This window comes from Pseudoalteromonas sp. S4492 (assembly GCF_005886115.1).
GTDB classification, from domain to species: Bacteria; Pseudomonadota; Gammaproteobacteria; order Enterobacterales; family Alteromonadaceae; genus Pseudoalteromonas; species Pseudoalteromonas gelatinilytica.
Map to the genome: position 1 here is coordinate 1 of NZ_PNCP01000056.1, position 25276 is coordinate 25276.

A 25276-nucleotide genomic window follows, 5' to 3' on the forward strand; every position below is an offset into this window, starting at 1 on the left:
TCTCTGCTACGTTGTTCAGCGCCTTTCGTTGCTGCCCGCCGTGTCAGTGGGGTCGCATTATAGGGAGATCCAAAAACAGATCAACACTTTTTTTCGATCTTTTTACTGTTCGCTCAAAAAGCGAACTAAAATTACCGAAAACAGCAAAAACGGTCGCTATTATGGCTGTTTTTTAAGCCAATATTCATAATTTCATGCAAATTTCATTGCTATGTTCATTTAACTCGTTAAGATAGCAAGTTCACAATGTTAAATTAATGTTTATTTCTTGTTTATTGGTAGATCAAAATGAAATTACCCGATCAAAAATCTCTTCTTTTCTCAGTTATTCTTGCTGTTTTAGGTTTTGTGGTTGTTAAGTTTGCATTTGCAAGCTTGGCTTTGGACCCAGCATTACTATTTGGTGCAGGCTTATTAATTGGTGCTTTAGTTATTGCAGCACTTTCATCAACGTCAAGTGAGGAGGCCGAAGTAAAAACAAAAACACTTTATGTTGGCAACCTACCTTATCGTGCTAATGAAGGTGTTGTTCGTGCTTTATTTGAAGAGCAAGGCAAAGTTTTCAACGTACGTTTATTAAAAGATAAAAATACAGGTAAACGTCGTGGCTTTGGTTTTGTTGAAATGGCAGAAGCGGATGCAGATAACGCAATCAATCAATTAAATGATAGCGAGTTCCAACAACGTACTTTAAAAGTGCGTGAAGCAAAACAAAAACAAGAGAACGAGGCTAATGGTTTCCGTGAGGAATCTGATCAGTCAGCGTAATCAGCTCAACGCGTAATTGCGAATGACCTATAGGAGCCGTTGCATAGTAATGCAGCGGCTTTTTTTTATCGGTTGTAAAAGTAAAGCCTCGTAAAGTAATCAAACTTTCAACGCGCTTAGCAATAGCTTTACCTGAATCAATGAGTAATACCTGTTGTTTGAAGTAATCACTAATCGCGCTGGCGAGTAATGGGAAATGCGTACAACCAAGAACTAATACATCTATATCTTCTGCTATCGCTAAATCACTCAATACTTTCTCAAGCTTTGCTTTATTGATTTTCTGCGTATGAAATAGTGTTTCAGCAATTTCCACCAGCGCCGTTGATCCATATAAGCTAACTTGTGTGCCTTGGCTATGAGTACTAATTAAGTTTGCAGTGTAGCGACTCTTAGTCGTCGATGGTGTTGCCAATAAACCAATATGTTTACTCTTACTAATAGCGCACGCAGGCTTTATCGCAGGTACAACACCAACAACTTCGATGTTTGTATTAGGGCGAATAGTTTCTAATGCAGAGGTAGAAGCGGTATTACAGGCAATAACTAGGATATCTACGTGTAAGTTTGCTGTTTCTATAAACTTTAGTAGTGCAAAAAGACGAGCGATGATCGTTTGCTGGCTTTGTGCGCCATAAGGCAATAAAGCATTATCCATAAAATAGCTATAATCAGCATCAGGGATCACAGCTTGGATCTGTTCTAGTACGGTTGTTCCACCTATACCTGAATCAAACACCATTATATGAACTGACAAACTGCTTACCTCGGATCATCAAAGGTCAGCAGTTTGCCATGTGGCTTAATAAAAAGAAAGAAGGACTACGCTTCTTCTTCTGTTGCCGAACGTAGCTTATTCATTTGCTCAAACATGGCTTTGGTATAATCTACCAACTTACTGACTTCTTCTTTATCTTGGTTTAACCATTGTAAGATGCCAGCTAGTTCATTTTGCAAACCAATATCGCCCGCTTTATTAAACGCCTGCTTCAAGTCGTCATTAAATGGCGCAATTTTCTCAGCAACTTCTTTTTCAGGGGCTGGTTTATATTCTTCATAGCCTTTAATAGCTGCCACTGTTTTGGTTTGTTTCAGATCCATCGTAAAGCCAACAAGTTGCTCGTTGCCTAAGTTCAACTCTTTAGCTTGTTCAAAGGCATCTTCTAATGAACCAGAGAAGAATGTCTCACTGACACTTTGTAAGTCTTCCATCAGTTCATTGATAGCTTGCTGCTCTTGCTCATTTAGATCGCCATTGACTGTCACCGAGAATGATAAGTCACGAGATTGAGACGATTCACTGACAAAGGCCTCGTTATCACCATTTTTGCTATAGCTGCTTGCTGACTTACTTTGATATGCATCTGCAAAACTAATACTCACTTCATCACCTTCAGCGGTGGTGAAGGTGTATTCAGCGTTATTACTTAAACTAATATACTGAGCTTGGCTTACTGAAACCGCATTCGGTTTAGGATTGAACAAGTCTTCCTCTAATTCATCAATACCTTTGTAGATACCTTCTTTAGACTTTTTGATCCCTTCTTCAATGTCATCGTTGAGAATGCCTGACTCTTTAAGCTCACCATACGCATCGTCGATGCCCATTTGCACACCTTTACGTGCATCACCTAGCATGCCTTTAAGTTTTTCATCATCAGCACCATCGGCTTTTGCTTTACGAAGTGCACCGCCAACAAAGTCGAGAACGTTTTTTACGATCTCTTCAAAGTCGAACAGCGGTTTATCTTTTTTCTCTTCGGCTTTAGGTAGGCCTAATGCCTCTGCAAGTTTATCATCAAGAACTTTTGCCGCGAGCTCACGACCGCGTTGTTGATAACTATCTTGACGATTTTGAATGGTAGGCTGTTGCAATGCCTGCTTGCCATTGTATTTATTCACATTTGTATTAGGCATATAGCCTAGGTTGCCAATTTTCATGATCCGACTCCATGTTATGGTTAACTCATTATCGGCCAAAAACCACAGAACTTAAGTTTTTTGTATAAAAAAACGACACTAAAATAAATAACAAAACTAGACAAATCCTCAGCGCTCCCTACAATAGCGCCGTTATAAAGCTAAGAGATAAAAGGTAATCAGCCATGGCGGTTATAAAAATTGATACAACTCAATACGATGCACAATTGAGTGAGAAAGAGCAGCGCATCACCTCACAGTTTCGACGTTTTGGTGTCGAAAAATTAGAAGTGTTTGGCTCTGATCCTATTCATTACCGCCAACGTGCAGAGTTTCGAGTATGGCATGAAGGTGAAGACCTGTTTCACATCATGTTTGATCAACAAACTAAAGAAAAAATCCGCGTTGATGAGTTTGACCCTGCAGCACCTTTAGTAGGTGAAGTTATGCAAGCCATGATCGAAAACTTAAAAGGTAGCGAAGTTCTGCGCCGTAAGCTATTTCAAATCGATTACCTATCAAGTTTAAGTGGCGAAATTCTTGTTAGCTTGTTATACCACAAACAATTAGATGAGCAGTGGCTGCAAGCAATTAAAGAGCTTAAGGCAAAACTGAGCACACAGTTTAAAATTGATTTTATTGGTCGTGCTCGTAAGCAAAAAGAAGTGATTGGTAATGACTATGTTATCGAGCGTCTTAACGTAAACGGTAAAGAGCTTATTTATCAACAAGTCGAAAATAGCTTTACACAACCAAATGCGAAAGTGAACATCAAAATGCTCGAGTGGGCACAAGCGCTTTGCCAACCACTTAGCAATGATTTACTTGAGCTATATTGTGGAAATGGAAACTTTTCTATTGCCCTTGCGGGTTCATTCGATCGCGTATTAGCCACTGAGATATCAAAATCATCGGTTTACTCAGCGCAATACAATATTGCACAGAACAAAGTTGATAACTTAGATATTATTCGTATGTCGAGTGAAGAGTTCACTCAAGCGATGAAAGGCGAACGTACCTTCTCGCGTTTAGATGGCATAGATCTGAAAAGCTATAACTGCCAAACAATCTTGGTAGATCCACCACGCGCAGGCATGGACAAACTGACATGTGACTTAGTTGCCAACTACGACAACATTATTTATATCTCGTGTAATCCCGATACCCTAGAGCGTGACCTTGATCACTTATGCAAAACCCATGAAGTAAAACGCTTTGCGATTTTTGATCAGTTCCCTTACACCCACCACATCGAATCAGGTGTGTTTTTACAACGCAAATAAAATTATTTCTCTGCCAGCGCAGCAAAAAGCGCTGGCAACTGCTGCTCACTGAAGACTTCTATATTGTTGTCGGTTAACAGTTTTGCAGTTAACCCCATCCCTGATATTTTCTTTCCTGAATGACTACCATCATAAATAGTATTGCGACCACATGATGGGCTTGATTCTTTTAATAATGCAAAATGAATGCCTTGCTTTTTGCAAAGCTTAAGTGCTTGTTCTGCGCCATAAGCAAATTGTACTGTGACATCTTGCGCATCTTTGGTAAGTACTCTGCCCGCTTTAATTTCTGCAGGCGGCCTTGGTGTCGGTAAGCCACCAGCCACTTCAGGACAAAATGCCACTAACCTTCCCTGTTGTTTAAGTGTTTCTAAGCCTGGATGAAGTAAATTTTGCGATTGCCCATCATAACGAACAGGGGTTCCTAACAAACAGCTTGAAACTAATAGTTTTTGCATTTTTCTTTACCAACAAAAAAGCTCCGCGAACGGAGCTTTTAATTAAATTTAATTGAGCTTATTTATCAGCTAGGTAATTAATTAAGTCTGCCATGCTCTTCGCATCGCTAATACCTGAATCCGCACCTAAGATTAAACGGTATTTACCGTTAACAATAAAGGTTGGAACGCCTTTTAACGCACCTTTTTGTTGATAGTATTCTTGATCGCGAGTCATTTTAGACGCCATCGTGCGCACAGAAAAACTGTTGTAGTACTTATCAAAGTCTTCTGCTGTTACACCTTGTGCAACAAAGATATCTTTCATGTCTGCCAGTTCATTAATACGTGCACGCTTAGTGTGAATATGATCAAACACAGCTGCAACTAACTTATCGCTATTTGGTAATACCGTTGCAGTTGCATAACCCTGTGCTAAAACAGTTTGGATTTCTGGATCGCGAGGGCCAACAAAATTTACGTGGCTCTTTTTAAACTTAACACCCTCTTTAAGCATCGTTTTAAGATCAGCAACGATAGGCTCAAATGTATTACAGTGCGGGCAATAGAATGAGAAGAACTCTTTTACTTCTGGCTTTTTAGAAGCGCGCGCATCAATCGTTTCATAATGCTTACCTTCTTCATATTGCGCTGCTGAGGCATTTGCCGCTAAACCTAGCGTGGCTGCCATTAATACAGCTTTTACTAATTTGATCATTACTTCATTACTCCGAAATTATTGTTTTAATAAAAATTCGACTAACTCATCAAGCATCTGCTGGCTCTTGATGGTATTTAAGTTGATTTTATATTTATCATTGACGATAAAAGTAGGCACACCTGTTAAGGCACGCATTTGTGAATACTTTTCTTGTTTGTCTCGCATTGCTTGTTCAGCACTAATCACTGGCATGCTTGAAATTTCAGCATCAAACACGTCGTTGCTAATACCATTAGTCGCAAGTAATGCTTTTACGTCTTTCATATCTTTGAGTAAAGCGCGCTGTCTGTGGATGCTATTAAAAATTTGATCAGCAACTTGCTCACCTTTACCATGTTGTTTAGCAATTAAGTAGGCATAGCTCAAGTTGCTTTGCGTTTCCTTAGACACACCACCTAAAAAGTTAACATGACTTTTTACAAATTCAGTCCCTTCAGGCAGGTTGGCAGATAATGCTTTTGCAACCGGTTCAAACTGAAAACAGTGTGGACAATAAAACGAAAAGAACTCGGTTACTTGAGGTGTTGCACTCTTTTCGGTTTTTAATACTTCGTATTGATTGCCTGCTTCAAAATCAGCTGCAAGAGCCGCAAATGGTAAACATAAAATGAGTAGACTTAACTTTAATTTTTTAAACATTGTTTTCTCGTCTTTCTTAACTTTTAAAATTTATGGTAATAATTTTAATGGCGCTTCCTGTAACGCTGCAAGCTGTTCTTTTAGCGCTAGTATTTGCTGCTCCCAGTATTTGTCTTCAGCAAACCATGAAAAGTTCCGTGGGAACGCAGGATCATCCCATCTTTTTGCCAACCACCCCATGTAATGCACCATTCGCATCGCTCTGAGTGGTTCAATCAACTTTAATTGACTGTGATCAAAGTCGCAAAATTCTTCATAAGCAGCCACTAAGGTGTCTAACTGTAACAGTTGGTTGTTACGATCGCCACTGAGCATCATCCAAAGATCTTGAATAGCAGGCCCTTGTCGGCTGTCATCTAAATCAACAAACATTAATGCGTCACCAGACCACAATATATTACCGGCATGGCAATCGCCATGTAGGCGGATGGTTTCAACATTTTTATATTGCGCGGTGGTTTCTTTTATCACCAAATCTAAGATGGTATAAAACGCAGTTTCTAAAGCCATTGGCACCAAGTTACTTGCTTGTAACTGAACTTTAGCTGTCTGCAGATATTCTTCGCAGCTGATCACAGGCCTATGTTCAAATGACTTTGCTTTTGCAACTTGATGCATTCGCCCAATTAAACGACCAAGTACATCGAGTTGATCTAAATTATCGACCTCAAAAATGCGCCCTCCCACACTTGGGAATAACGCAAACAAATAACCATTATGCTCAAACAAGCTTTGCCCTTCGATAATTACAGGCGCAACAACTGGCACTTCAGCTTCAGCAAGTTCAAATGCAAAGGCATGCTCTTCTAATATTTGTGCTTTGCTCCAGCGCTCTGGTCGATAAAACTTAACAACATAACGATGACCATCCTCTGCTTTAAATTGATATACACGGTTCTCGTAGCTATTTAAGGCCAGCAGTCCCGATTCAGCATAAACACCGATACTTTCAACTGCATCTAAAATTGAATCGGGTGTGAGGTCAACAAAACTAAATTTACTCATAATGTCTCATCATATAAAAAAAGCGGGAAAATCCCGCTTTTTATTCATTTGCTCAGTGTACTTAATTATCGCGCCTTAAAGAAGTTACTCGGCTGCGAAATCTGCACATCTGGCTCACCATCGACAGAAAGTACAAACTCAAACTTCGTCATTGGCTTTTTCAAATCATAAGGGTCAACCACTAATGACAATGGCACATTGTAAGATTCACCAGAAGGTACGGTGAATGTTTGCTTACCAATGTATTCAAAGTTATCGAGTCCTTCAACACGAATATTAAAGGTCTGATCATGTTGCGCTTTGTTGATAACTTTTAATGTATAGGTATTTTCAACCATGCCATTAAAGTCAACACGGTATAACTGGTTACGGTCACGGATGATATCTAAGTCCATCGGTTTGCGCATCGCAATATTTGCCACCAGCGCACCCGTTAACACCACTAAGATAACTAGATAGCCAATTAACTTAGGACGCAGTGCATGTGTTTTGTTGTCTGGCGTTTCTAAATTACGTTCTGTGGTGTAGGAAATAAGTCCACGCGGGTAATTCATTTTATCCATCACCCCATCACATGCATCAATACATGCACCACAGTTAATGCACTCGTATTGTAAACCGTTACGAATATCGATCCCCGTTGGGCACACCTGCACACATAAGTTACAATCTATACAATCACCTAAACCCATTTCTTTTGGATCTTGCTTGCGTGAACGTGGACCACGGTTTTCACCACGCGATTCGTCATAGCTCACGGTAAAGGTATCTTTATCGAACATCGCTGATTGAAAGCGAGAATAAGGACAAATGTGTAAACACATAATCTCGCGCATCCAACCCGCATTACCATACGTACATACTGCAAATACGGCTAAACAAATATACGAATAGGCTGTTGCATCAAGCGTAAACAGATCAGGCAAAAGCTGGCGGATAGGCGTGAAATAACCAACAAAAGTAAATGCGGTATAAAGTGAAAATAACCACCAACTACCGTGTTTAGCACTTTTACGCCAAAACTTATCAAAGTCCATCGGGCGTTGATCTAGTTTCTTACGCTGATTTGCGCTGCCTTCAAACTTTTCTTCAAACCAAATAAAAATGAAGGTCCAAACGGTTTGCGGACAGGTATAACCACACCAGACCCGACCATAGAAGGTCGTCACCAAGAACAATGCAAACGCCGCCAACATTAAAATGAAAGCAAGGATAGTCAGATCTTGTGGCCAAAGCGTTAAACCAAAAATGTTAAACTTTTGCCCTACCAAATCAAACAATACAGCTTGTTGGCCGTGAAAGTTAATCCAAGGTAGTAACATAAATGCAAGCATGCCGACAAAACCAATTCGCTGTCTTAGCAATTGGTGTAAACCTGTTACAGCTCTAACATAAATACGGTTACGTGGATTAAATCTATCATCGAGGGAAGCGTTTTCCGGTTTCTGGATTTTTACTTCCGTCGGGATATTTTTAACCTTAATCTGTTTATCCATTAAAATTCCTCAACGCCACTAGGAAATAATACTCAAACATATGTTTGCAGTAAGAGGTTCTCTGTGCCAATAAGCAAATCAGAATACATCTCATTACGTTCAAAGATTTCTGAAACTTTAAACCTATAAAAGCATTATACTCAATCTATAAAAAATTTCAGGAATTGATCGAAAATACGACGTTTTAATTATTTAATCTTATCTGCTTGCTTTTAAAACGACCATTTTATTAAACTTGCACCTATACCGTATTTATTTAGATCAAAGATTATTGTGCTATGAAAAAATTTCTTATTTTAGTGCTTATTATTTTAGCACTTTTCACGATTGATCATCCTTTGATCAAAGAGCCAAGAGAAAGGTTACTAGGTGAAGGTGTTAGTCTTATTTCAGATGCCAGTAAAGTCAACCGAAGTCCTGCGGCAAATATGGCTAAGAATAATATTAAGTCACAACTGAATTTATCTAATTCAGAGCTTGAGTATATTGAAGAGACATTTACCACAGACGATAAACTACAAGTTTTTCACTTACACTACTGCCGTGAAAAAGATATTAACTTGTATTTTTATGGTGAACGCTTAAACCGTGTATGTAGTATCGTCTCGAATGCGCTTGAAGAAAGGTTAAACAAGTAATGGACTTTTCTGCTTTAAACAAAAAAACCAGCGACTCGTTTGCCAAACAACGCAATATGCTAAAAAAGCTGGGCAAAGGGCAAACCTTATACTGCGAAGCATGCAAAGGCGCCCTCACCTTAGATTTGAAAACTGATCAGCCAGGTAAAGGCGTTGTCCGCTGTGCCAAAGGTTGCACAGACATTCTGTTAGAGCTGGGTTAGTTCCAGCCCTCGTCATTATATAGTTGGCTATTTACAGCAACGACTTCAATAAGCTCAGCAAAGCCAGCGGCAAACTCATTCATCACTTCATACTGCTGCTGGCATAGTTGCCCTTCAGATAAACCATTATCAGCTGCTAGGGCTGCAATTTCACTCGTTTCAAGGGTAAAAAAGCCTAAGCTTTGCAGTGCACTAGCCAAGGCTTCTTTAAGCTCATCAGCTAACTGTGGCGCGCTTAATAGCTTGTTAACGTAGCCTTGCGCACCGTGCATAAAACCTTGGCTCCAATGCTGGCACTCTTGAACATCTAGGTATTGTTGCCCCTGTGAGCTCAGCTGTAGGCTCACAGGTAATGCAAAACCTGTTTCAAATACTTGCTCACTGATCTGCTGATACAGGGCCATAAATGCAAACAGCACTTGCTCGTCCATTTGCCCATCAGAACCAGGCGCAACCTCTTCTAACCATTGATGTACATCAAGCGGCTCAGGTGCACAAATCACGGCAAACAAGTAGCCTTGCGTTTGTGCCAAGCTAAGTGCGTCCTGATGCTGCGCTAAAAACTGACTGAGAAGCTCGCTTTGCTGCTTTGAAAACTCAGGTAATTGCATACTGTTCGACTAATCCAATTTAAAAGTTAAGCGGATAACGACCTTCGTTATCAGGGCGACCAAGGAACTTCGCAGCATCGTGCACTTCTTTTGGTAAGCTTGCTTCAGGTTTAATGTAACCTGCCACTTTAAAGTCAAAGTTCGCTTTTAATACTGCGTCAGCTTCAAGCCCTAAACGGTTTTCTGGGTCAACAAGTACTGCTACATCACCCGATTTACAGCTTAAACGGCCGCTAAGAGGGCCAATGCTAAACCAATTATTCATTCCTTTCACATCAATGTTCGGGCTCGCGATTTCGCCGCTTAGGCTTTCACAGTATGGCTCGCCTGAGCTGTACTCATCTAAATCTACAATCACACGACCTTGCGCACTAACCGGTAAAGGAAGTTGTAAACGCTCCATGGCACGCTCAACAGTTAAGCGTAACGTGGTCTTTTTCACGGTGACGGCTTGGTTAAATAAACCATATGAAAAATCAGCATGACCCGAAATATCCGCTTTATCACGAGGATCACCAAAGCGTACCGTCCCTTTCAATTTGCCTGTAAATAGTGACCAGCCAGATAACTGCCAACGCACATTATTTAATTGCTCACCATCAAAACGTACCTGCATAATGCGGCCGTCCCAAAGCGTGCCACTGGCTTTACCTAATTGTAATTGCTTTGGTAAATGCGGCTTCGCTATATCAAGTGCAACGGCAGCGGGTGTTTTTACAATCGTAAACACCAAAAAACACATCACAAACACTGTGATTAATAAAATAACTCTTTTCATCGTTTACTTCTCTAGTACCAAACGACTTACACGCACAAAGCCTGATTTGTCATCTTTACTTAAATCTAAATTTTCGATTAGTACGCCATGCGAATTAACCAATTCATCAAGCCATTCAACAAGGTTATTAAACTCAACAGTATCAATGGTTAAACGAAGTGAATTGTCATTCGGCTGCATTTTACTAATGCTAATTTGATAACGATTACGGGTGCTATTAACGATTTGGCTTAAGCTACGGTTGTTCGTATTACGTGCGTTACCGCTCGCTTTAAGTTTAATAATACTTTCGTCAACCCAGGCTAGCAGCTCTTGCTGTTTTATTGTGTCTTGCTCTGCTTTTTCGATAGCTGCGTTAAGTGGACGAAAGACCCCCATAACCAGCACGAAAATAACGAATACAACACCTGCAACCATCACAAGTTGCTGCTCTTGTTCTTTTAATGAGCGCCAATAATTGATCAATTGGTTTTTCATGCCGCACCTCGTAACTTAATTTCACCAACGACATAATCACCATCATTGTTCAGCGAGCCTTGATCAACGGTTAAGCCACGCTGTTCTAAAATTGCTTTTACTTTACTGAATGACTGGAAATCTTTGCCTCGTGCACGAATACGTAACTCGTTACGACCTTGGTCATAACGCAGCGTTTCCGGTGTGAAGTCTTTAACTTCACTAAAAATTGAGACCAGATCATTAGTTAAATCCAAGAAACCCGCTGTACTGCCACCTTCTAATAAAGCAAGCTCACTACGAATTTGACTACGGATAAGCTGCGGACGTACTTTTTTGTCAGGAAACGCACGCTGATAATTTGCAACCACTTCGGCTTTTGCCGCTTCAAGCTGGCTATTTAACTTATAAAGCTCTAGCGACTTAACACCGACACTGCATACTAATGCCACACCTGCTGCAATTGCGGCTTTTTGCCAATAGCCCCACCAAATTGCTGACTTTTTCTTAAGCTGATAAACACCTTGGCGAAGGTTGAATTTCACCTCAGGTAGTTGTTTGGCAAATAAGGCTAATGGTAAATCGTATTGATCCGTCTGAGCAGTTAGCTCAACCGTATCAGGAAAACCCGTTGCAGGACTAAAGTGTGCCACACGAGGATTGCCCAATGCTGTTAAGTAACCAGCAAGCCAATTTGTTTCCACAGCAGCAATATGCCAATTACCATGCTTACACAACCATTGACCATTCAGCTCAATAGCGCGTAATTGAGTGTTGTCCTCAACATCAGGTAACAATAAAGCATCCGGCAGAACTTTATAGACTTCAATACCATGCTCATTAAATTCAGCTAGCCATTGCTCGAACCATTCACGGTCGGTCATCGCGATATTAATCGCATGCTTCTCATCAATGAGTGTTGGCTCTGCAATCGCTATGAATAAATCATCAACATCACACGCTATTTCTTCTTCTAGCATGTAAGGAAGTGCTTGCTCTAGCTTGCGACTCCACTTTGTTGGCAAAGCGACTGTTTTTAGTTGTACTTGATCACTTGGTAATAACGCGACTACTTCCCGTGATTGCGCTTTTTCTGTGAGCTCACCAAGTTGTGATGCATTGGCGATTTCGCCGCTGGCAATTATTTCTTGTTCTGTTGGTGAGTAAATTAGCCAATTAAGGCTGTCTTTTAATGTTTGACCCGTACGGATCAACAATATTTCTGTCACTGTACGCCTCCAAATTTTCGCGCCAGTATCGTTACTGTACCATTAGTGGCATGGAGTAAGGTGGTCATCGAAAAACGCAGCTCTGCAAATTCAGCCTGCGTTTGTAGTTTAAAATATTCACTGTTGATACTGAATAGGTCTTCAACGGCTTTCACATTTTGTGCGCCTTGTTGATTAACCTCTTCAAAAAATGCTTCTAAATCATCATAACCATCTTGAGGACGTGATGATAATACCGCTTCAGCACCTGAAAGACTCAAACCATCTATCAGCGAGCTTAATATAATTGCGCTTTCTACAGGCAATGTATTTACGTTTATTTGTAGCAATTCACTACCTGGAATAACACACACAAATGGTAAGATTTTTTCCATTACAAGTGGGTTAAAGCCTTTTACTAAACGAAGCTCTGAAGTTGAGGCAAAATAACTATTTGCGGTCATGTATGGGTATTTTCGTGATAAGTACTCATCTTCTTCCGCACCTGAGCGATAGGTAATACTATCAGCGTCTAACCAATCAAACACGCTATCGGCCATGGCTTCTTCTGATTCATCAGTTGGTAAATTCTCAATGTTTTCTAATAACGCCAACAATGCCTTATGTGCTGGATTCGTTTTATTATTAGGATCCGTTTGTTGATCGGGCTTTACATGCAGGGCATTTAAGTTCAAACATGCCTGTAAGTCAGTGATTGTGCCACTCAAGGTACCATTATCTACTGGATAAGGCACGCCACCCTGCTGTGCCCAAATTTGCCCAAGGTGGGTTTTATCCGGATCATCTTTTTTTGTTTGTTTTAGCGCTTTAATAGCCAACTCTTCAGCAGCAAACGCATACCATTTTGCCTGCTGATGATTTTGAATGTTACTACTACGCTGCACTTGCACCATTAAATTAGCGCTCATTTCAACAGCGAGCATAGCCGCAAGCGCTACAATAAATAGCACAATAACAAGTGCTGCACCTTTTGAGCGTTTAGTAGCAATCATGGCGTGCCACCCGTTCCATTATTGCCATTATTTACTTGGGCAGTTACTTTGCCTTCACCTGGCACTAAAAACACGCGACGAATTGGCTCTTGCTCCATTTTTTGAATGGTGACTGCCACTGCTTTTGGCAGCGCCTTAATTTGCCACTGTTCTTGCCACTCATCTTTATCATCTAAGAATTCAAATTTTAGATCTTCGATGTTTTCTAAAATAACTTGTGAGCGCGGCTCCATGTTATCTAATTGGTCAACATAGACACGGTAAACACGTTCAAGTTTGTCATCTATAACGCGATAACCAACCGCTTGCAGTTCAGAACGCGGCAGTAAATTGATTGGGTTAACCCAACCATCACGTACAAAACCAATACCATCGTACTGACTATCAAGAACATAGCGCCCAGCCAAGATATACGTTTCTTGAAAATCACCGGCTTCGTTACGCACCTGGCGTTTAGTCATTTGACTAAAGTCTTGATCCATTAATCGAAACAAGGTTTGTAAACCATTCAACTCAGCAATCGTTTCATCTGAGGCATCTTTCGCTTTAGTCGTCGAATCTAGAATTTGATGGGTCGATAGCACCACAAAGGCTAAAATACCCATGGCGATAATGACTTCAAGTAAGGTAAAACCGCGTTGCTTCACTACTTATCACCTTTATTTAAATAAGTAGAAAGCTCATATACTGGGTACTCAAGCTTTTCATCAGCGAACACGTTGATGGTTACCTTTACAAAGGTTTTATCAGCAGTAGGAACCACATCCTGACGCCAATACCATTCAAAGCCAGCGAGTGTTTCAGTACCTTTAACACCGCTTTTACCTGTCCATTTATCGCCTTTGGCACGTTGTTCAACCATCACGTTTTCAGCGACCCAAGAGGCATAAGTTTGTTCTTCAATCGACGAAAGATGATTGATGTGCTCACCGGTTGCTTGCATCGCTGCAATACCCGCCATCGCACAAATAGCCAATGCAACCATCACTTCGAGTAAGGTAAAACCTGCTGACTTATTCATTATTCAGGCTCCATTCGAAACTTTACCGGAGCCATAAATTCGCCCTCGATAAAATACTGCGGTTCACGCTCATCTTTAAGCTCGTAAACCAATTGAAATGCACTGACTTCGCCAGAAGATAAAATAAGTACTTGCGGTATTTTGAGCTTTTGTAGCTCAAGTAGGCTGTCTTCGTCACCACCGCTCATTAACTCTCGCCAGTTTGACTGCTCTAGCAAGTTATCTTGTGCCCAGGCTAAATCATCAAGGTTAAGAGTAAGCTTAAAGCGCTCATCAACCTTAATCGGGGCAAACAGTTTTTCACGGTCAAACGTAACCCACTTATCACCGTCAAAAACTAAAAATTCAAAGGTATCTTGGTCAAGATGAAAACCCAGCTCAACCTGATTTAAAATCGCAAACTCAGACGCCATATTAATTGTGGTATGTAATCTGAGCGCTTGTTTTTCTAGCTCTTCTTCTGCACCACCATCAAAGCTATAGGCAACCATTTTGGTGACAAAACCAATCACCACGAGCACCATTAAAATTTCGATGAGGCTAAACCCTTTCGCGTGCTTAGCACGGCCAGCTAAACGCAAACGACCAAGGCTTACCATAATAGTAAGCCTTGCTGTGTATAAGCTTTGTTCAGTTGGCTGAATTTAGGCATTATTACTTTTCTTCATCCCAATTACCGATGTCATCATCAGTACCTGCTTCACCATCAGGACCCATTGAGAAAATATCGATTTTGCCTACTTCTCCCGGGCTGATCAGCTGATAAGGGTTACCCCATGGATCTTCTGGTAACTTCTCAAGGAAACCACCGTCAGGGAAACGCTTTGGAATCGGCTCAATGCTCGTTTTAGTTACTAACGCTTCTAAGCCTTGCTCTGTGGTTGGATACGCTTTGTTTTTAAGCTTGTATAGGCTTAACGCATCTTCAATCTGTTGAATATCTAAATGTGCTTTATCGATTGCAGCTTCTTCTTGCTGACCCATGATATTTGGCGCCACAATTGACATGATCATACCGATGATAACCAGTACTACCATGACTTCTAGTAATGAGAAACCTGACTGTTTGTTCACAAAAATACCTCTAACTTTCTTCAAAAATTTATTATAGAGCGGCAGTGTTAGCTGCTAATTGCTCTAGTGTTCCCTAATTTAAAGACCTACAGCCTTATTCATTGCCATAATCGGCTGGAGTATTGCCATAACAATAAACAATACAATTACCGCCATTGAAGCAATCATCGCGGGCTCTAATAGTTTCAGAGACACGTTTACCATGCTCTCAAACTCACGATCTTGGTTATTAGCCGCACGCTCAAGCATCTGCTCAAGTTCACCTGATTTTTCACCACTGGCTATCATATGTAGCATCATAGGTGGGAAAAGTTTGGTTTGCTGAAGTGCAGCACGAAGACTCGCCCCTTCACTTACGCGCGTTGCCGCATCTTGCACCGACTTTTTCATTTTCTCGTTAACCAGTACACCACCTGAAATACGCATCCCTTCAAGTAGCGGCACTGAGCTTGACGATAAAATACTTAAAGTACGCGCAAAACGTGCCGTATTAACACCCCGTGCAACCTTACCAATACCCGGTAAATGAAGCACTTTTTCGTCATACCAGTAACGAATATGCGGCTGCTTAAGCGCTTGCTTAATGGCCACTGCTAACACGGTTATAATGACTAAACTTATAAACCAGTAATTTTGTACAAAATTACTCGCAGCCATTACCCATTCGGTGGTCCATGGTAATACTTGTTTCGACTTTTCGAAGGTCTTCAAGATTTTTGGTACCACGGTACCTAATAATACCGACACAATCGCAATAGCAAACACCACAAGAATGGTCGGATACACCATCGCCTGTGTGATTTGACTGCGCATGTGCTGACGTTGTTCCGTATAATCTGCTAAACGATTTAAAACTTGGTCTAGGTGACCCGATTTTTCACCGGCTGCCACCATGGCACGATACAAATCATCAAATACATGCGGAAACTCGCTCATACCATCCGCTAAGGTATAACCTTCGACAACCTTTGAACGTACAGCCATCAGCATACGCTTTAAACGTGGCTTTTCGCACTGCTCGGCCACCGCCATGACAGCCCCTTCAACCGGCAAAGCTGACTGGATCAACGTTGCTAGTTGGCGGGTGATCAACGCCAAATCAGAAGTCGAAATTTTTGGCTTGAAGAAGCTTCCAAATAAAGAGCTCTTCGCCCCTTTTGTTTGCTTTTCGCCTTCAGCCGCAGCGACAACTTCTAAAGGCATGAGACCTTGATCGCGCAATGTTTGGCGTATTTGCTTTACCGTATCGGCTTCAAGAATGCCTTTTTTCTCTTTACCTTTACCATCAAGGGCACGGTACTCAAATGCTGCCATGATTAACCTTCCTCACGTGTTACACGCAAGACTTCTTCTAAGGTTGTGCGACCTGCTAAGACACGATTACAGCCATCTTGGCGAATACTCGGGCTGTGTTTGCGAATGTATTTCTCAACACTTTGCTCGCCTTTACCGTTGTGGATCATTTCGCGAATTGTTTCATCCACAACGAGTAACTCATGAATACCTGTTCGACCGCGATAACCATTGAAGTTACACTCTTCACAACCAACTGCACGATAAATTGTTGGCGGCTCAGCAGGGTTTACACCCAGTAGCTGGCACTCACGCTCATCAGCAACGTGGCCTTCTTTACAGCTATTACATAATGTACGCACTAGACGTTGTGACAATACACCTAATAACGACGATGAAAGCAAGAAAGGCTCTACGCCCATGTCTTCCATACGCGTAATAGCACCGGCCGCTGTATTCGTATGCAGTGTCGACATAACCAAGTGACCAGTTAATGACGCTTGCACACCAATTTGCGCTGTTTCAAGGTCACGGATCTCACCAACCATTACGACGTCAGGGTCTTGACGAAGAATGGCACGTAAGCCTCGGGCAAAGGTCATATCAACTTTGGTATTTACCTGGGTTTGACCAATACCTGGGATCTCGTACTCGATTGGATCTTCAACGGTAAGAATATTGCGATCCCGAGAGTTGATTTGGCTCATACCCGCATACAAGGTGGTACTTTTACCTGAACCCGTAGGGCCGGTTACTAGGATAATACCGTGCGGCTTACTGATTAAATCAGCGAACAATTCACGGTTACGTTCCGTCATACCTAAATCTTCAAGATTCAGGCGTGCGTTGTTCTTATCAAGTAGACGCAATACAACTCGCTCACCAAAGCTTGATGGCATCGTCGATACACGCACATCAACAGCACGGCCAGCAATACGTAAACTAATACGGCCATCCTGCGGGATACGTTTTTCAGCAATATCTAGCTTTGCCATAACCTTAATACGCGACACTAACAATGAAGCGAGTTTACGGTTAGGCTTTAGTACTTCTTTTAGTACGCCATCAACCCTAAAACGAATTACCAGCTCTTGCTCAAAGGTTTCGATATGAATATCTGAAGCACCTTCTTTAATTGCTTCGCTCAGCATCGCGTTGATCAGTTTAATGATTGGCGCATCGTCATCACCAGCAAGGAGATCTTCTGTTTGCGGTAATTCATCTGCAAGCGAGAATAAATCAACTTCGTTGCCGATATCTTCCATCATTTGCTGTGTTTCAGAGCTATCTCGCTGGTATGAGGCTTCAAGTAATAGCTCAAACTTATCGTCAGGCAATTGCTCTAACGCAAATCCATGACCTGCGATACGACGCACCTCTAGTAAAGCATCAACGTCTAACTCACCTCGGTAGTATACAGTCCAGTTATCTTGATCTTTACCTAACAGCACACCGGTACGACGCGCGTACGAAAACGGCAAACGCTTAGTCGGCAAGCTAACAAGATCATCACTTGTTAGCAGCTCATCATGATTTGCTGGCGCGTCGGATGCTAGCTCGTCATTGATTTCTGTAATTGCATTAGTCATCGTTGCGCTCATTCGCGTTTTGTTGTTTCAGGTATTCTTCGTAAGTTGGCGGTAATACCAAGGCGTCATTCCATTCAGGAAGGATTGGTGCATCCGTCAACGGCATTAAATCAATACCATCTTCTTTTTGTTTGTGTTGTTCACCACGAATAAAGTTATATTTCGAGTGGCTTAATTTATTCATGCTAATGCCATCGCGCACAATGGTAGGACGAATAAAGACAATCAGGTTACGTTTACGCTTACTAGTGCTGGTTGAACGGAATAAATGACCAAGTATCGGAATATCACCTAACAATGGCACTTTAGAGACACTTTCTTGCACGTCTTCATCAATCAAGCCGCCTAGTACAACCATGCCACCATCATCAGCCATAACCGTAGTTTTAATTGCACGTTTATTAACTGAAATATCAACCGCTGTAGCACCACTTACGCTTGAAACTTCTTGCTCAATCGTTAATTGAACTGCTGAGCCATCATTAATTTGTGGTGTTACTTTTAGCTTCACACCGACTTCTTGACGTTCAACAGTTTGGAATGGATTAGCGTTATTTGAGCCTGTTTGCGAGCCTGTGATAATCGGTACTTCTTGACCAACAATCATTGATGCTTCTTCGTTATCCATGGTCGTTACAGACGGGGTAGCAAGAATATTAGAGTTAGTATCGGTTGAAACAGCTTGGATAATTGCTCCCCAGTCGTTTTTAACAATGCCCATGGCTAGACCGTTAATACCGCCTAGCAGTGAAGCAAGTCCCGTTAAGTCACCTTCTGATGTTTCTTCATATTCGGTAGCAACGCCGGTTTCAGAACCAATGACCGTCTTAGTAATAGTTTCATCACGCGCTTGTTCTGCTGCAACAGCTAACGAACCAACAGGCACTGTTGTACCGTTGTTAAACTGCATCATCCCGCCTTGCTCTGAAATCCACTGCAAGCCTAAGTTGATACCGTCAGCTTCTAATACCTCAACGATAATAGCTTCGACGAGTACTTGCGCACGACGAACATCAAGACGCTCAATGACTTGCTCAAGCGAGCGCATGGTATCTGGTTGTGCAGTAATAACGAGCGAGTTTGAATCAGGATGCGCTTCGATACTGGTTTCGCCTTTACTACGCGTACGTGTTTTAGTCGCGCCACCTTGTGCATCTTCTGCCAGAGTTTTACTTACGCCCTGTAGTACTTTTACAAGGTCTTCTGCTTTTGCATAGTTAAGGTAGATAACCTTAGTGTTACCTTGGTTTTCTAATTCACCGTCTAAGCGACTGATCAATTCAACAGCACGAGTACGCGCTTGCGCTTCACCACTGACAATAACACTGTTAGTACGGCCATCTGCGACTACTTTAGGAATTAAAAACTCAGGAATGCTGCCCTTGCCACTATCTTTGTAGATGTTCTCAACAACAGACACCACATCATCCGCTGTGGCAAATTTAAGCTTTACGATATCAACACGCTTGTCACCAGCTTGGTCAACCGAGCGAATAATCTCGACTAAGCGGTTAACTGAAGCAGCATGACCCGTTAACATCATTACGTTAGCAGCATTAAAGTTGGCAACATGACCACCATCTTTTTGATCGCTAAATTGACGTACTAATGGACCTAGCTCTTGTACACTTACGTTTTTAACACGTACAACACGTGTCACCATCATATCGCCACTGGCTTGATTATCTTCGGTGATCAGTGGCACGTTTGATTTTTTCGCATCTGCACTTTTTTCGATTTTAAGAATACCGTTATCCATTTCAACAGCTGAATAACCATAAACCTCAAGTACATTTAAAAAGAACTGATAATAAAGCTTCTCATCCATTAACTCGTAGCTGCGCACGTTTACTTTGCCGCGCACATTCGGGTCAATAATCACAGTTTTATTTAAATTCTTACCAACGATATTAATAAACTCATTAATATCAGTGCCTTTAAAGTTAGCCGCATATTCAACAGCAGATACTGAAAGCGATAATCCTGTTAATAAAAAAAGCGCTGCATATTTAGCTAACCCTTTTTTGATTTTTGTGAGGTGTAGCGCGTGAACCATTCTATAAAAACTCCAAAGCTAGTTATTGCAGGCTAAATTGAACATCAATTTGCTCACCATCGCGTTCGATAGTGATACTTGCGTCAGTACTATTACGTAATTCGTTGATTGCTGACATTGCCTGTTTCAAATCATTTAATTGATAGCCATTAATCGCAATAGCTAAATCATTATTCATTAATCCCATCTGCTTAAATAAAGCAGGATCTTTACCTGGACTTAAGCGATACCCTACTAACTCACCATCAACCATCGCTTGAGAGACGCGAATATAGTCAAATAATTTACCGGGATCGTCTAATACTTCCTCACGTGTTTCGATAAGCGCTTCTTTTACTTCTTCATCTTCAGTCGCATTAATTTCATTATTCTCATCAAGCTGCGGGCCTTCAGTTAACTCTGACTCTTCACGCTCTGCCAACACAGGCATAGAAACTGTTTTTGTAAAATCGAGACCATCAAGCATTAAGGTTTCAAAACGCCCACTAACATCTAAAATCACTCGGTCGGGCAGTACTTGAGCAAGCTTGGCACGTGTTCCAGAAATAGCATCATCCACCACATACGTCTCTTGCTTACCTTGTGACTCAATAATTGCAAGACCCGCTTGGTCATTTTGGCTTACCGCAACAATACCCGTTAGGTTAATACTTAAACGTGTTTCAGGGGCGTTGTTAATGACTTGATTTTGTTTTGCGGCAGGTTTTTTAGTTTCGACAACAACTTTGCCGAATAAATTTTGTTCGATAATTTGTCGAGAGCTGACAGCCTCAGCGCGTTTAGCCGAGGTATTAACACCCGCTGTAGGCAACGCTTTTGATTCGGGTTCAGGCCACACCAGCCAGAACAACTTAGATGACAAAAAGGCAATATAAACAACAACTAACAGCACTACAAATGCACTTAGCTTGGCATGAGGTAAGCCGTTTAAAAACTGTTTAACTTGTTGTAAGTGTTGATCCATAAACTCTATTTCTTATTTTAATTTACTGCTTGATAGCTGGCCTATAGTACCTTTTCATTTTTCATTCAACAAGCGCACGTATATTAAACTTTGTAAACAAGGTAAATTCGACGAACAGGGGCTGCAAGGAATTATTATGACTGTTTCTTTGTGATTAAGTTTCATGGTAAATTTTGCCTATATATAAGCAGCTTTAAAAGAGCACAATTGTGTCAAAAGGTAACACTAATAAGTCGCAAGACAAACAAGACGAATTAAGCGTGCGCCTTGATAAATGGTTATGGGCTGCACGCTTTTATAAAACCCGTTCAATAGCACGAGACATGGTGCAAGGCGGCAAAGTACATTATAATGGTCAACGTACCAAACCCAGCAAAATAGTCGAACTGGGTGCAATGGTAAAACTGCTACAAGGGGTCGACGAAAAGGTGGTGACAATTGAAAAGATCCTTGAAAAACGTCAAGGCGCCCCCATTGCACAAACCTTATACCAAGAAACTCAAGCAAGTATTGAGAAACGCGAAGCAAATGCTATCGCCCGTAAGAACAACAGCTTCTTTGCTCCACACCCTGATCGTAAACCAGATAAAAAGCAAAGACGTGAACTGTTAAAAATGAAATCAAGTTAGGTAATGCAACTCATGCAACAAGATTTACTTCATCGTTATATATTTGATCAGCTCGATGTACGTGGTGAACTCGTACAAATTGAAAATACTTATCAAGAGATGATCGCAAACCATAATTACCCAGCACCTGTGCAAACCCTATTAGGTGAATTGCTTGTTGCTACTTGCTTATTAACGGCCACATTAAAGTTTGAAGGCGAAATCGCTGTTCAACTACAAGGCGATGGCCCTGTTAAATATGCCGTAATTAATGGTGACGATAAACAAAACATGCGAGGCATCGCGCGTCTACAAGGTGAAGTAACAGGAAGCTCAATAAAAGACTTAATTGGTAATGGCTATATGGTTATTACAATTACGCCAACTAAAGGTGAACGATACCAAGGTATTGTACCGTTAGAGCACGATAGCTTAGATAAATGCCTTGAAAACTATTTTGAGCAATCGGAACAGTTAAAAACCCGTCTTTGGTTTGCAACAGAAGTAACAGCAGACACAGCAAAAGCAGCTGGCTTATTCTTACAAGTATTACCGGTGAATAAAGAAAAGTCGGTAGAAGACTTCACTCATCTAGAAGCGATTAGCAACACAATTAAAGATGAAGAGTTACTAGGTTTAGATGCAAACACTGTGCTAACTCGACTGTACCATGAAGATAACCCTCAGTTATTCGAACCACAGTCTATTAGTTTCCGCTGTGGCTGTAGCCGAGACAAAACAATTGCTGCGTTAGTAAATGTTGGTCAAGACGAATTACTAGCTGATGTACAAGCAAATGGTGAAGTAAAAATTAGCTGTCATTATTGCTTAAAAGATTACATTTTCAATGAGCAAGATATTAAAGCCATATTTAACTAATACACCATAATAAATATTATTATATTAAAAGCCGCCATCAGTGCGGCTTTTTTATTAAAAAAAATTTCAAAACTAATGATACCGGTGTCATGAAAATGCGTCATTTTATGACACCGGTATCATTGAAATTATTCATGTTTTTTGCCAAATATATGCCTTTTTAAGCCCTTCAGACACTCGAATATCCCTAATCCTTCTGTTACTATTATTTTAGCAAAAGGGAAAACTAAGAACCCCAGAGCTATCCCGTTCAATCTCTCACAATTTAGGTATAAACATGACTGCAAACGCTACTAGTTTTGTTGATCTTACAGCAGCTGAACTTGTCGAACACGCTATTCGTCGTGGCGAAGGGACTCTAGCCGCTAATGGTGCTTTTGTTGCTAAAACCGGTGTACGTACTGGCCGCTCTCCAAAAGATCGTTTTATTGTTCAAGAGCCAAGCACTGAAAACGAAATCCAATGGGGCAACGTAAACCGCCCATTCGATGCAGACAAGTTTGATGCGTTATGGGCACGTGTTGAAGATCACGTGGAAAGCAACGACCACTTCATCTCTCACCTAGAAGTTGGCGCTGATCCTGAGCACTATTTACCAGTTGTAGTAACGACAGAAACTGCATGGCACCATATTTTTGCCAAAAACATGTTTATCGAACCACAAACATACAATACTGCGGACTTCCCAGAATGGCAGGTAATGAACGTACCGTCATTTGTATGTGACCCAGAGCGTGATGGCACTAACAGTGACGGCACTGTAATCATCAACTTCGCACAACGCAAAGTACTACTAGCTGGTATGCGCTACGCTGGCGAAATGAAGAAATCAATGTTCTCTGTGCAAAACTTCCTACTTCCTGCAAAAGGTGTGTTACCAATGCACTGCTCTGCAAACGTAGGTGAAGCAGGCGATACAGCATTATTCTTCGGTCTATCTGGTACAGGTAAAACAACATTATCTGCAGACCCGACTCGTTTCCTTATCGGTGATGACGAGCACGGTTGGGCACCAGGTAGCGTATTTAACATCGAAGGTGGTTGTTATGCTAAATGTATCGATCTTTCGCAAAAGAACGAACCAGTTATTTGGAATGCAATTCGCTTCGGTACAATCTTAGAAAACGTGGTACTTGACGAAAACCGTGTACCAGATTTCCATGATACAAGCCTTACACAAAATAGCCGCGCAGCTTACCCGCTAGAGCACGTTGAAAAACGTAAAGTAGAAAACCGTGCTGGCGAGCCAAAAGCCGTTGTATTCTTAACATGCGACGTGAGCGGTGTATTACCTCCAGTTTCAGTATTAACTGAAGAAGCAGCTGCATACCACTTCTTAAGCGGTTACACGGCGAAAGTAGGTTCAACTGAAATCGGTTCAACAAGCGACATCGAGTCTACATTCTCAACATGTTTCGGTGCTCCGTTCTTCCCACGTCCTGCTGGCGTTTACGCAGAGCTTCTAATGAAGCGTGTACGTGAATTTGGCGCTAAAGTATACCTAGTGAACACAGGTTGGACAGGTGGCCCTTACGGTACTGGTCAACGTTTCGATATCCCAACAACACGTGCTGTTGTTGACGCAATCGTATCAGGTAAACTTGCTGATGTTGAAACGCAACACATCGACGTTCTAAACTTAGATGTACCAGTGGCAGTTCCTGGTGTAGACAGCCAACTTCTTAACCCAATCAACACATGGGAAGATAAAGAGAAGTACGCAGAATACGCAAACAAACTAGCCTCTGACTTCACTGAAAACTTCGCTAAATACGATGTTTCAGAAGCAATCAAATCAGCAGGTCCAAAAGCTTAATACCAAGCTTACCTTAAGATTAAAAAACGCCAGCTATATGCTGGCGTTTTTGTTTTTGGGGTATAAGTTAGAAAGAGTAAAGTTAGCGAGGGGAAAGTTGAAAGAGTAAAGTTTAAGGTCTGGCGTAGGTTGGGTAGAGCGAAGCGAAACCCAACACAGAGCTATCAGCCGTCAGCGATCAGCCGCGCGGTGTGGGTGTTTGGTACTGCGTCTTCATCTACAGAAGGTTCTAGGCTCTAGGCTCTAGGCTCTAGGCTCTAGGCTCTAGGCTCTAGGCAAAGTTTACTTGTAGGAATGGCTTTAGCCATGAATGTGTTTGTTCTGGTCTAGATTCGGCACTGAAGTGCCTCCTACGGGGTTTGTTGCTGAGGGTGACTCTGTACTAAACAAACCAACAGTTCAACTTTACCCTTGCTAACTAACAACTCGCTAACTATTTAGCCGTGAATGTGTTTGTTCTGGTCTGAATTCGGCACTGAAGTGCCTCCTACGGGGTTTTGTTGCTGAGGGTGACTCTGTACAAAACAACCCCGCAGTTCAACTAACCTCTAATATCTGACCTTTGATGTCTCTTGTCTATTCGGCACTGAAGTGCCTCCTACGGGGTTTGTTGCTGAGGGTGACTCTGTACTAAACAACCCCACAGCTCAACTGACCTCTAATATCTGACGTCTGATGTCTCTTGTCTATTCGGCACTGAAGTGCCTCCTACATGGGGTTGTTAGTGGGGTGACTCTGTACTTAACAACCCCACAGTTCAACTTTACCCTTGCTAACTAGCAACTCGCTAACTCACGTTG

General features: G+C 41.5%; 27 protein-coding genes. 7 read left to right on the forward strand and 20 right to left on the reverse strand.

From position 1 onward, the window contains the following. Nucleotides 1–288 precede the first annotated feature (288 nt). Nucleotides 289–768 (forward strand): RNA recognition motif domain-containing protein, encoded by a 480-nt coding sequence (locus tag CWC28_RS17795; RefSeq protein WP_063701945.1) that lies wholly within the window; start codon nucleotides 289–291, stop codon nucleotides 766–768. Here the strand turns inward: CWC28_RS17795 and murI are convergent. Further along, on the reverse strand, nucleotides 731–1525 hold the full coding sequence (gene murI, locus CWC28_RS17800) for a glutamate racemase (RefSeq protein ID WP_063701943.1): 795 nt from the start codon (nucleotides 1523–1525) through the stop codon (nucleotides 731–733). The two genes, CWC28_RS17795 and murI, sit on opposite strands and share 38 nt — an antisense overlap. 65 nt (nucleotides 1526–1590) lie before the next feature. Beyond that, nucleotides 1591–2709 carry a DUF5610 domain-containing protein gene (locus tag CWC28_RS17805; RefSeq protein WP_138625535.1) on the reverse strand — a complete coding sequence of 373 codons (1119 nt, stop codon included), beginning with the start codon at nucleotides 2707–2709 and terminating at the stop codon, nucleotides 1591–1593. A 164-nt stretch (nucleotides 2710–2873) separates the two neighbouring features. On the opposite strand from CWC28_RS17805, the gene trmA reads away from it, so the two are divergent. Beyond that, nucleotides 2874–3971, forward strand: coding sequence for a tRNA (uridine(54)-C5)-methyltransferase TrmA (gene trmA, locus CWC28_RS17810; protein ID WP_138625536.1), 1098 nt, complete (start codon nucleotides 2874–2876; stop codon nucleotides 3969–3971). 2 nt (nucleotides 3972–3973) lie between these two features. On the opposite strand, the gene CWC28_RS17815 is transcribed toward trmA, so the two are convergent. From CWC28_RS17815 to ccoG, 5 genes are all read right to left on the reverse strand, one after another. Further along, nucleotides 3974–4429, reverse strand: a complete 456-nt coding sequence (locus CWC28_RS17815; RefSeq protein ID WP_063701935.1) for a 2-thiouracil desulfurase family protein — start codon at nucleotides 4427–4429, stop codon at nucleotides 3974–3976. A gap of 58 nt (nucleotides 4430–4487) precedes the next feature. Then, a complete protein-coding gene (locus tag CWC28_RS17820; protein WP_063701933.1) occupies nucleotides 4488–5126 on the reverse strand; it encodes a thiol:disulfide interchange protein DsbA/DsbL in 639 nt (212 codons plus the stop codon). Between the two features lie 18 nt (nucleotides 5127–5144). Next, entirely contained in the window at nucleotides 5145–5768 is a 624-nt protein-coding gene (locus CWC28_RS17825) for a thiol:disulfide interchange protein DsbA/DsbL (RefSeq protein ID WP_063701930.1), read from the reverse strand. A 30-nt stretch (nucleotides 5769–5798) separates the two neighbouring features. Beyond that, a complete protein-coding gene (locus CWC28_RS17830; RefSeq protein ID WP_119854201.1) occupies nucleotides 5799–6773 on the reverse strand; it encodes a serine/threonine protein kinase in 975 nt (324 codons plus the stop codon). Nucleotides 6774–6838: 65 nt separating this feature from the next. Further along, on the reverse strand, nucleotides 6839–8269 hold the full coding sequence (ccoG, locus tag CWC28_RS17835; RefSeq protein WP_138625537.1) for a cytochrome c oxidase accessory protein CcoG: 1431 nt from the start codon (nucleotides 8267–8269) through the stop codon (nucleotides 6839–6841). A 278-nt stretch (nucleotides 8270–8547) separates the two neighbouring features. Between ccoG and CWC28_RS17840 the strand changes: the two genes are divergently transcribed. Together CWC28_RS17840 and CWC28_RS17845 are read left to right on the forward strand one after the other, a co-directional pair. Beyond that, nucleotides 8548–8907, forward strand: a complete 360-nt coding sequence (locus tag CWC28_RS17840; protein WP_054564062.1) for a hypothetical protein — start codon at nucleotides 8548–8550, stop codon at nucleotides 8905–8907. Next, nucleotides 8907–9110: a hypothetical protein gene (locus CWC28_RS17845; RefSeq protein WP_138625538.1), complete on the forward strand. Its 204-nt coding sequence runs from the start codon at nucleotides 8907–8909 to the stop codon at nucleotides 9108–9110. Before CWC28_RS17840 ends, CWC28_RS17845 begins: the two co-directional genes overlap by 1 nt. On the opposite strand, the gene CWC28_RS17850 is transcribed toward CWC28_RS17845, so the two are convergent. The 13 genes from CWC28_RS17850 to gspC form a co-directional block, all read right to left on the reverse strand. Beyond that, complete coding sequence (locus tag CWC28_RS17850) at nucleotides 9107–9721, reverse strand: YecA/YgfB family protein (RefSeq protein ID WP_063701922.1); 615 nt, start codon at nucleotides 9719–9721, stop codon at nucleotides 9107–9109. The two genes, CWC28_RS17845 and CWC28_RS17850, sit on opposite strands and share 4 nt — an antisense overlap. A 19-nt stretch (nucleotides 9722–9740) precedes the next feature. Then, nucleotides 9741–10499: a type II secretion system protein N gene (locus tag CWC28_RS17855; protein WP_138625539.1), complete on the reverse strand. Its 759-nt coding sequence runs from the start codon at nucleotides 10497–10499 to the stop codon at nucleotides 9741–9743. A 3-nt stretch (nucleotides 10500–10502) separates the two neighbouring features. Next, nucleotides 10503–10976 (reverse strand): type II secretion system protein M, encoded by a 474-nt coding sequence (locus CWC28_RS17860; protein ID WP_063701918.1) that lies wholly within the window; start codon nucleotides 10974–10976, stop codon nucleotides 10503–10505. Further along, a complete protein-coding gene (gspL, locus tag CWC28_RS17865) occupies nucleotides 10973–12184 on the reverse strand; it encodes a type II secretion system protein GspL (protein WP_063701916.1) in 1212 nt (403 codons plus the stop codon). The genes CWC28_RS17860 and gspL overlap by 4 nt, the downstream gene beginning before the upstream one ends. Further along, nucleotides 12181–13176 (reverse strand): type II secretion system minor pseudopilin GspK, encoded by a 996-nt coding sequence (gene gspK, locus CWC28_RS17870; protein WP_063701913.1) that lies wholly within the window; start codon nucleotides 13174–13176, stop codon nucleotides 12181–12183. The genes gspL and gspK overlap by 4 nt, the downstream gene beginning before the upstream one ends. Then, nucleotides 13173–13823, reverse strand: coding sequence for a type II secretion system minor pseudopilin GspJ (gspJ, locus tag CWC28_RS17875; RefSeq protein WP_063701911.1), 651 nt, complete (start codon nucleotides 13821–13823; stop codon nucleotides 13173–13175). Before gspJ ends, gspK begins: the two co-directional genes overlap by 4 nt. Continuing rightward, nucleotides 13823–14197, reverse strand: a complete 375-nt coding sequence (gspI, locus tag CWC28_RS17880; protein WP_054554845.1) for a type II secretion system minor pseudopilin GspI — start codon at nucleotides 14195–14197, stop codon at nucleotides 13823–13825. The genes gspJ and gspI overlap by 1 nt, the downstream gene beginning before the upstream one ends. After that, nucleotides 14197–14796 (reverse strand): prepilin-type N-terminal cleavage/methylation domain-containing protein, encoded by a 600-nt coding sequence (locus CWC28_RS17885; protein ID WP_063701909.1) that lies wholly within the window; start codon nucleotides 14794–14796, stop codon nucleotides 14197–14199. Before CWC28_RS17885 ends, gspI begins: the two co-directional genes overlap by 1 nt. A 55-nt stretch (nucleotides 14797–14851) precedes the next feature. Beyond that, a complete protein-coding gene (gene gspG, locus CWC28_RS17890) occupies nucleotides 14852–15271 on the reverse strand; it encodes a type II secretion system major pseudopilin GspG (protein ID WP_063701906.1) in 420 nt (139 codons plus the stop codon). A gap of 78 nt (nucleotides 15272–15349) precedes the next feature. After that, the gene (gene gspF / locus CWC28_RS17895; protein ID WP_063701904.1) at nucleotides 15350–16585 is read right to left on the reverse strand and encodes a type II secretion system inner membrane protein GspF; all 1236 of its coding nucleotides are present in this window, start codon (nucleotides 16583–16585) and stop codon (nucleotides 15350–15352) included. A 2-nt stretch (nucleotides 16586–16587) separates the two neighbouring features. After that, nucleotides 16588–18153, reverse strand: a complete 1566-nt coding sequence (gene gspE, locus CWC28_RS17900) for a type II secretion system ATPase GspE (protein WP_063701902.1) — start codon at nucleotides 18151–18153, stop codon at nucleotides 16588–16590. Further along, nucleotides 18146–20209 carry a type II secretion system secretin GspD gene (gene gspD, locus CWC28_RS17905; protein WP_063701900.1) on the reverse strand — a complete coding sequence of 688 codons (2064 nt, stop codon included), beginning with the start codon at nucleotides 20207–20209 and terminating at the stop codon, nucleotides 18146–18148. Before gspD ends, gspE begins: the two co-directional genes overlap by 8 nt. Nucleotides 20210–20231: 22 nt before the next feature. After that, complete coding sequence (gene gspC, locus CWC28_RS17910) at nucleotides 20232–21173, reverse strand: type II secretion system protein GspC (RefSeq protein WP_063701898.1); 942 nt, start codon at nucleotides 21171–21173, stop codon at nucleotides 20232–20234. Between the two features lie 206 nt (nucleotides 21174–21379). On the opposite strand from gspC, the gene hslR reads away from it, so the two are divergent. The 3 genes from hslR to CWC28_RS17925 all read left to right on the forward strand — a co-directional run bounded on the left by hslR (nucleotide 21380) and on the right by CWC28_RS17925 (nucleotide 24476). Then, nucleotides 21380–21802 carry a ribosome-associated heat shock protein Hsp15 gene (hslR, locus tag CWC28_RS17915; RefSeq protein ID WP_105180332.1) on the forward strand — a complete coding sequence of 141 codons (423 nt, stop codon included), beginning with the start codon at nucleotides 21380–21382 and terminating at the stop codon, nucleotides 21800–21802. Between the two features lie 12 nt (nucleotides 21803–21814). Continuing rightward, the gene (gene hslO, locus CWC28_RS17920) at nucleotides 21815–22660 is read left to right on the forward strand and encodes an Hsp33 family molecular chaperone HslO (protein WP_063701894.1); all 846 of its coding nucleotides are present in this window, start codon (nucleotides 21815–21817) and stop codon (nucleotides 22658–22660) included. 277 nt (nucleotides 22661–22937) lie between these two features. Next, a complete protein-coding gene (locus CWC28_RS17925) occupies nucleotides 22938–24476 on the forward strand; it encodes a phosphoenolpyruvate carboxykinase (protein ID WP_063701892.1) in 1539 nt (512 codons plus the stop codon). The last annotated feature ends 800 nt before the right edge of the window (nucleotides 24477–25276 follow it).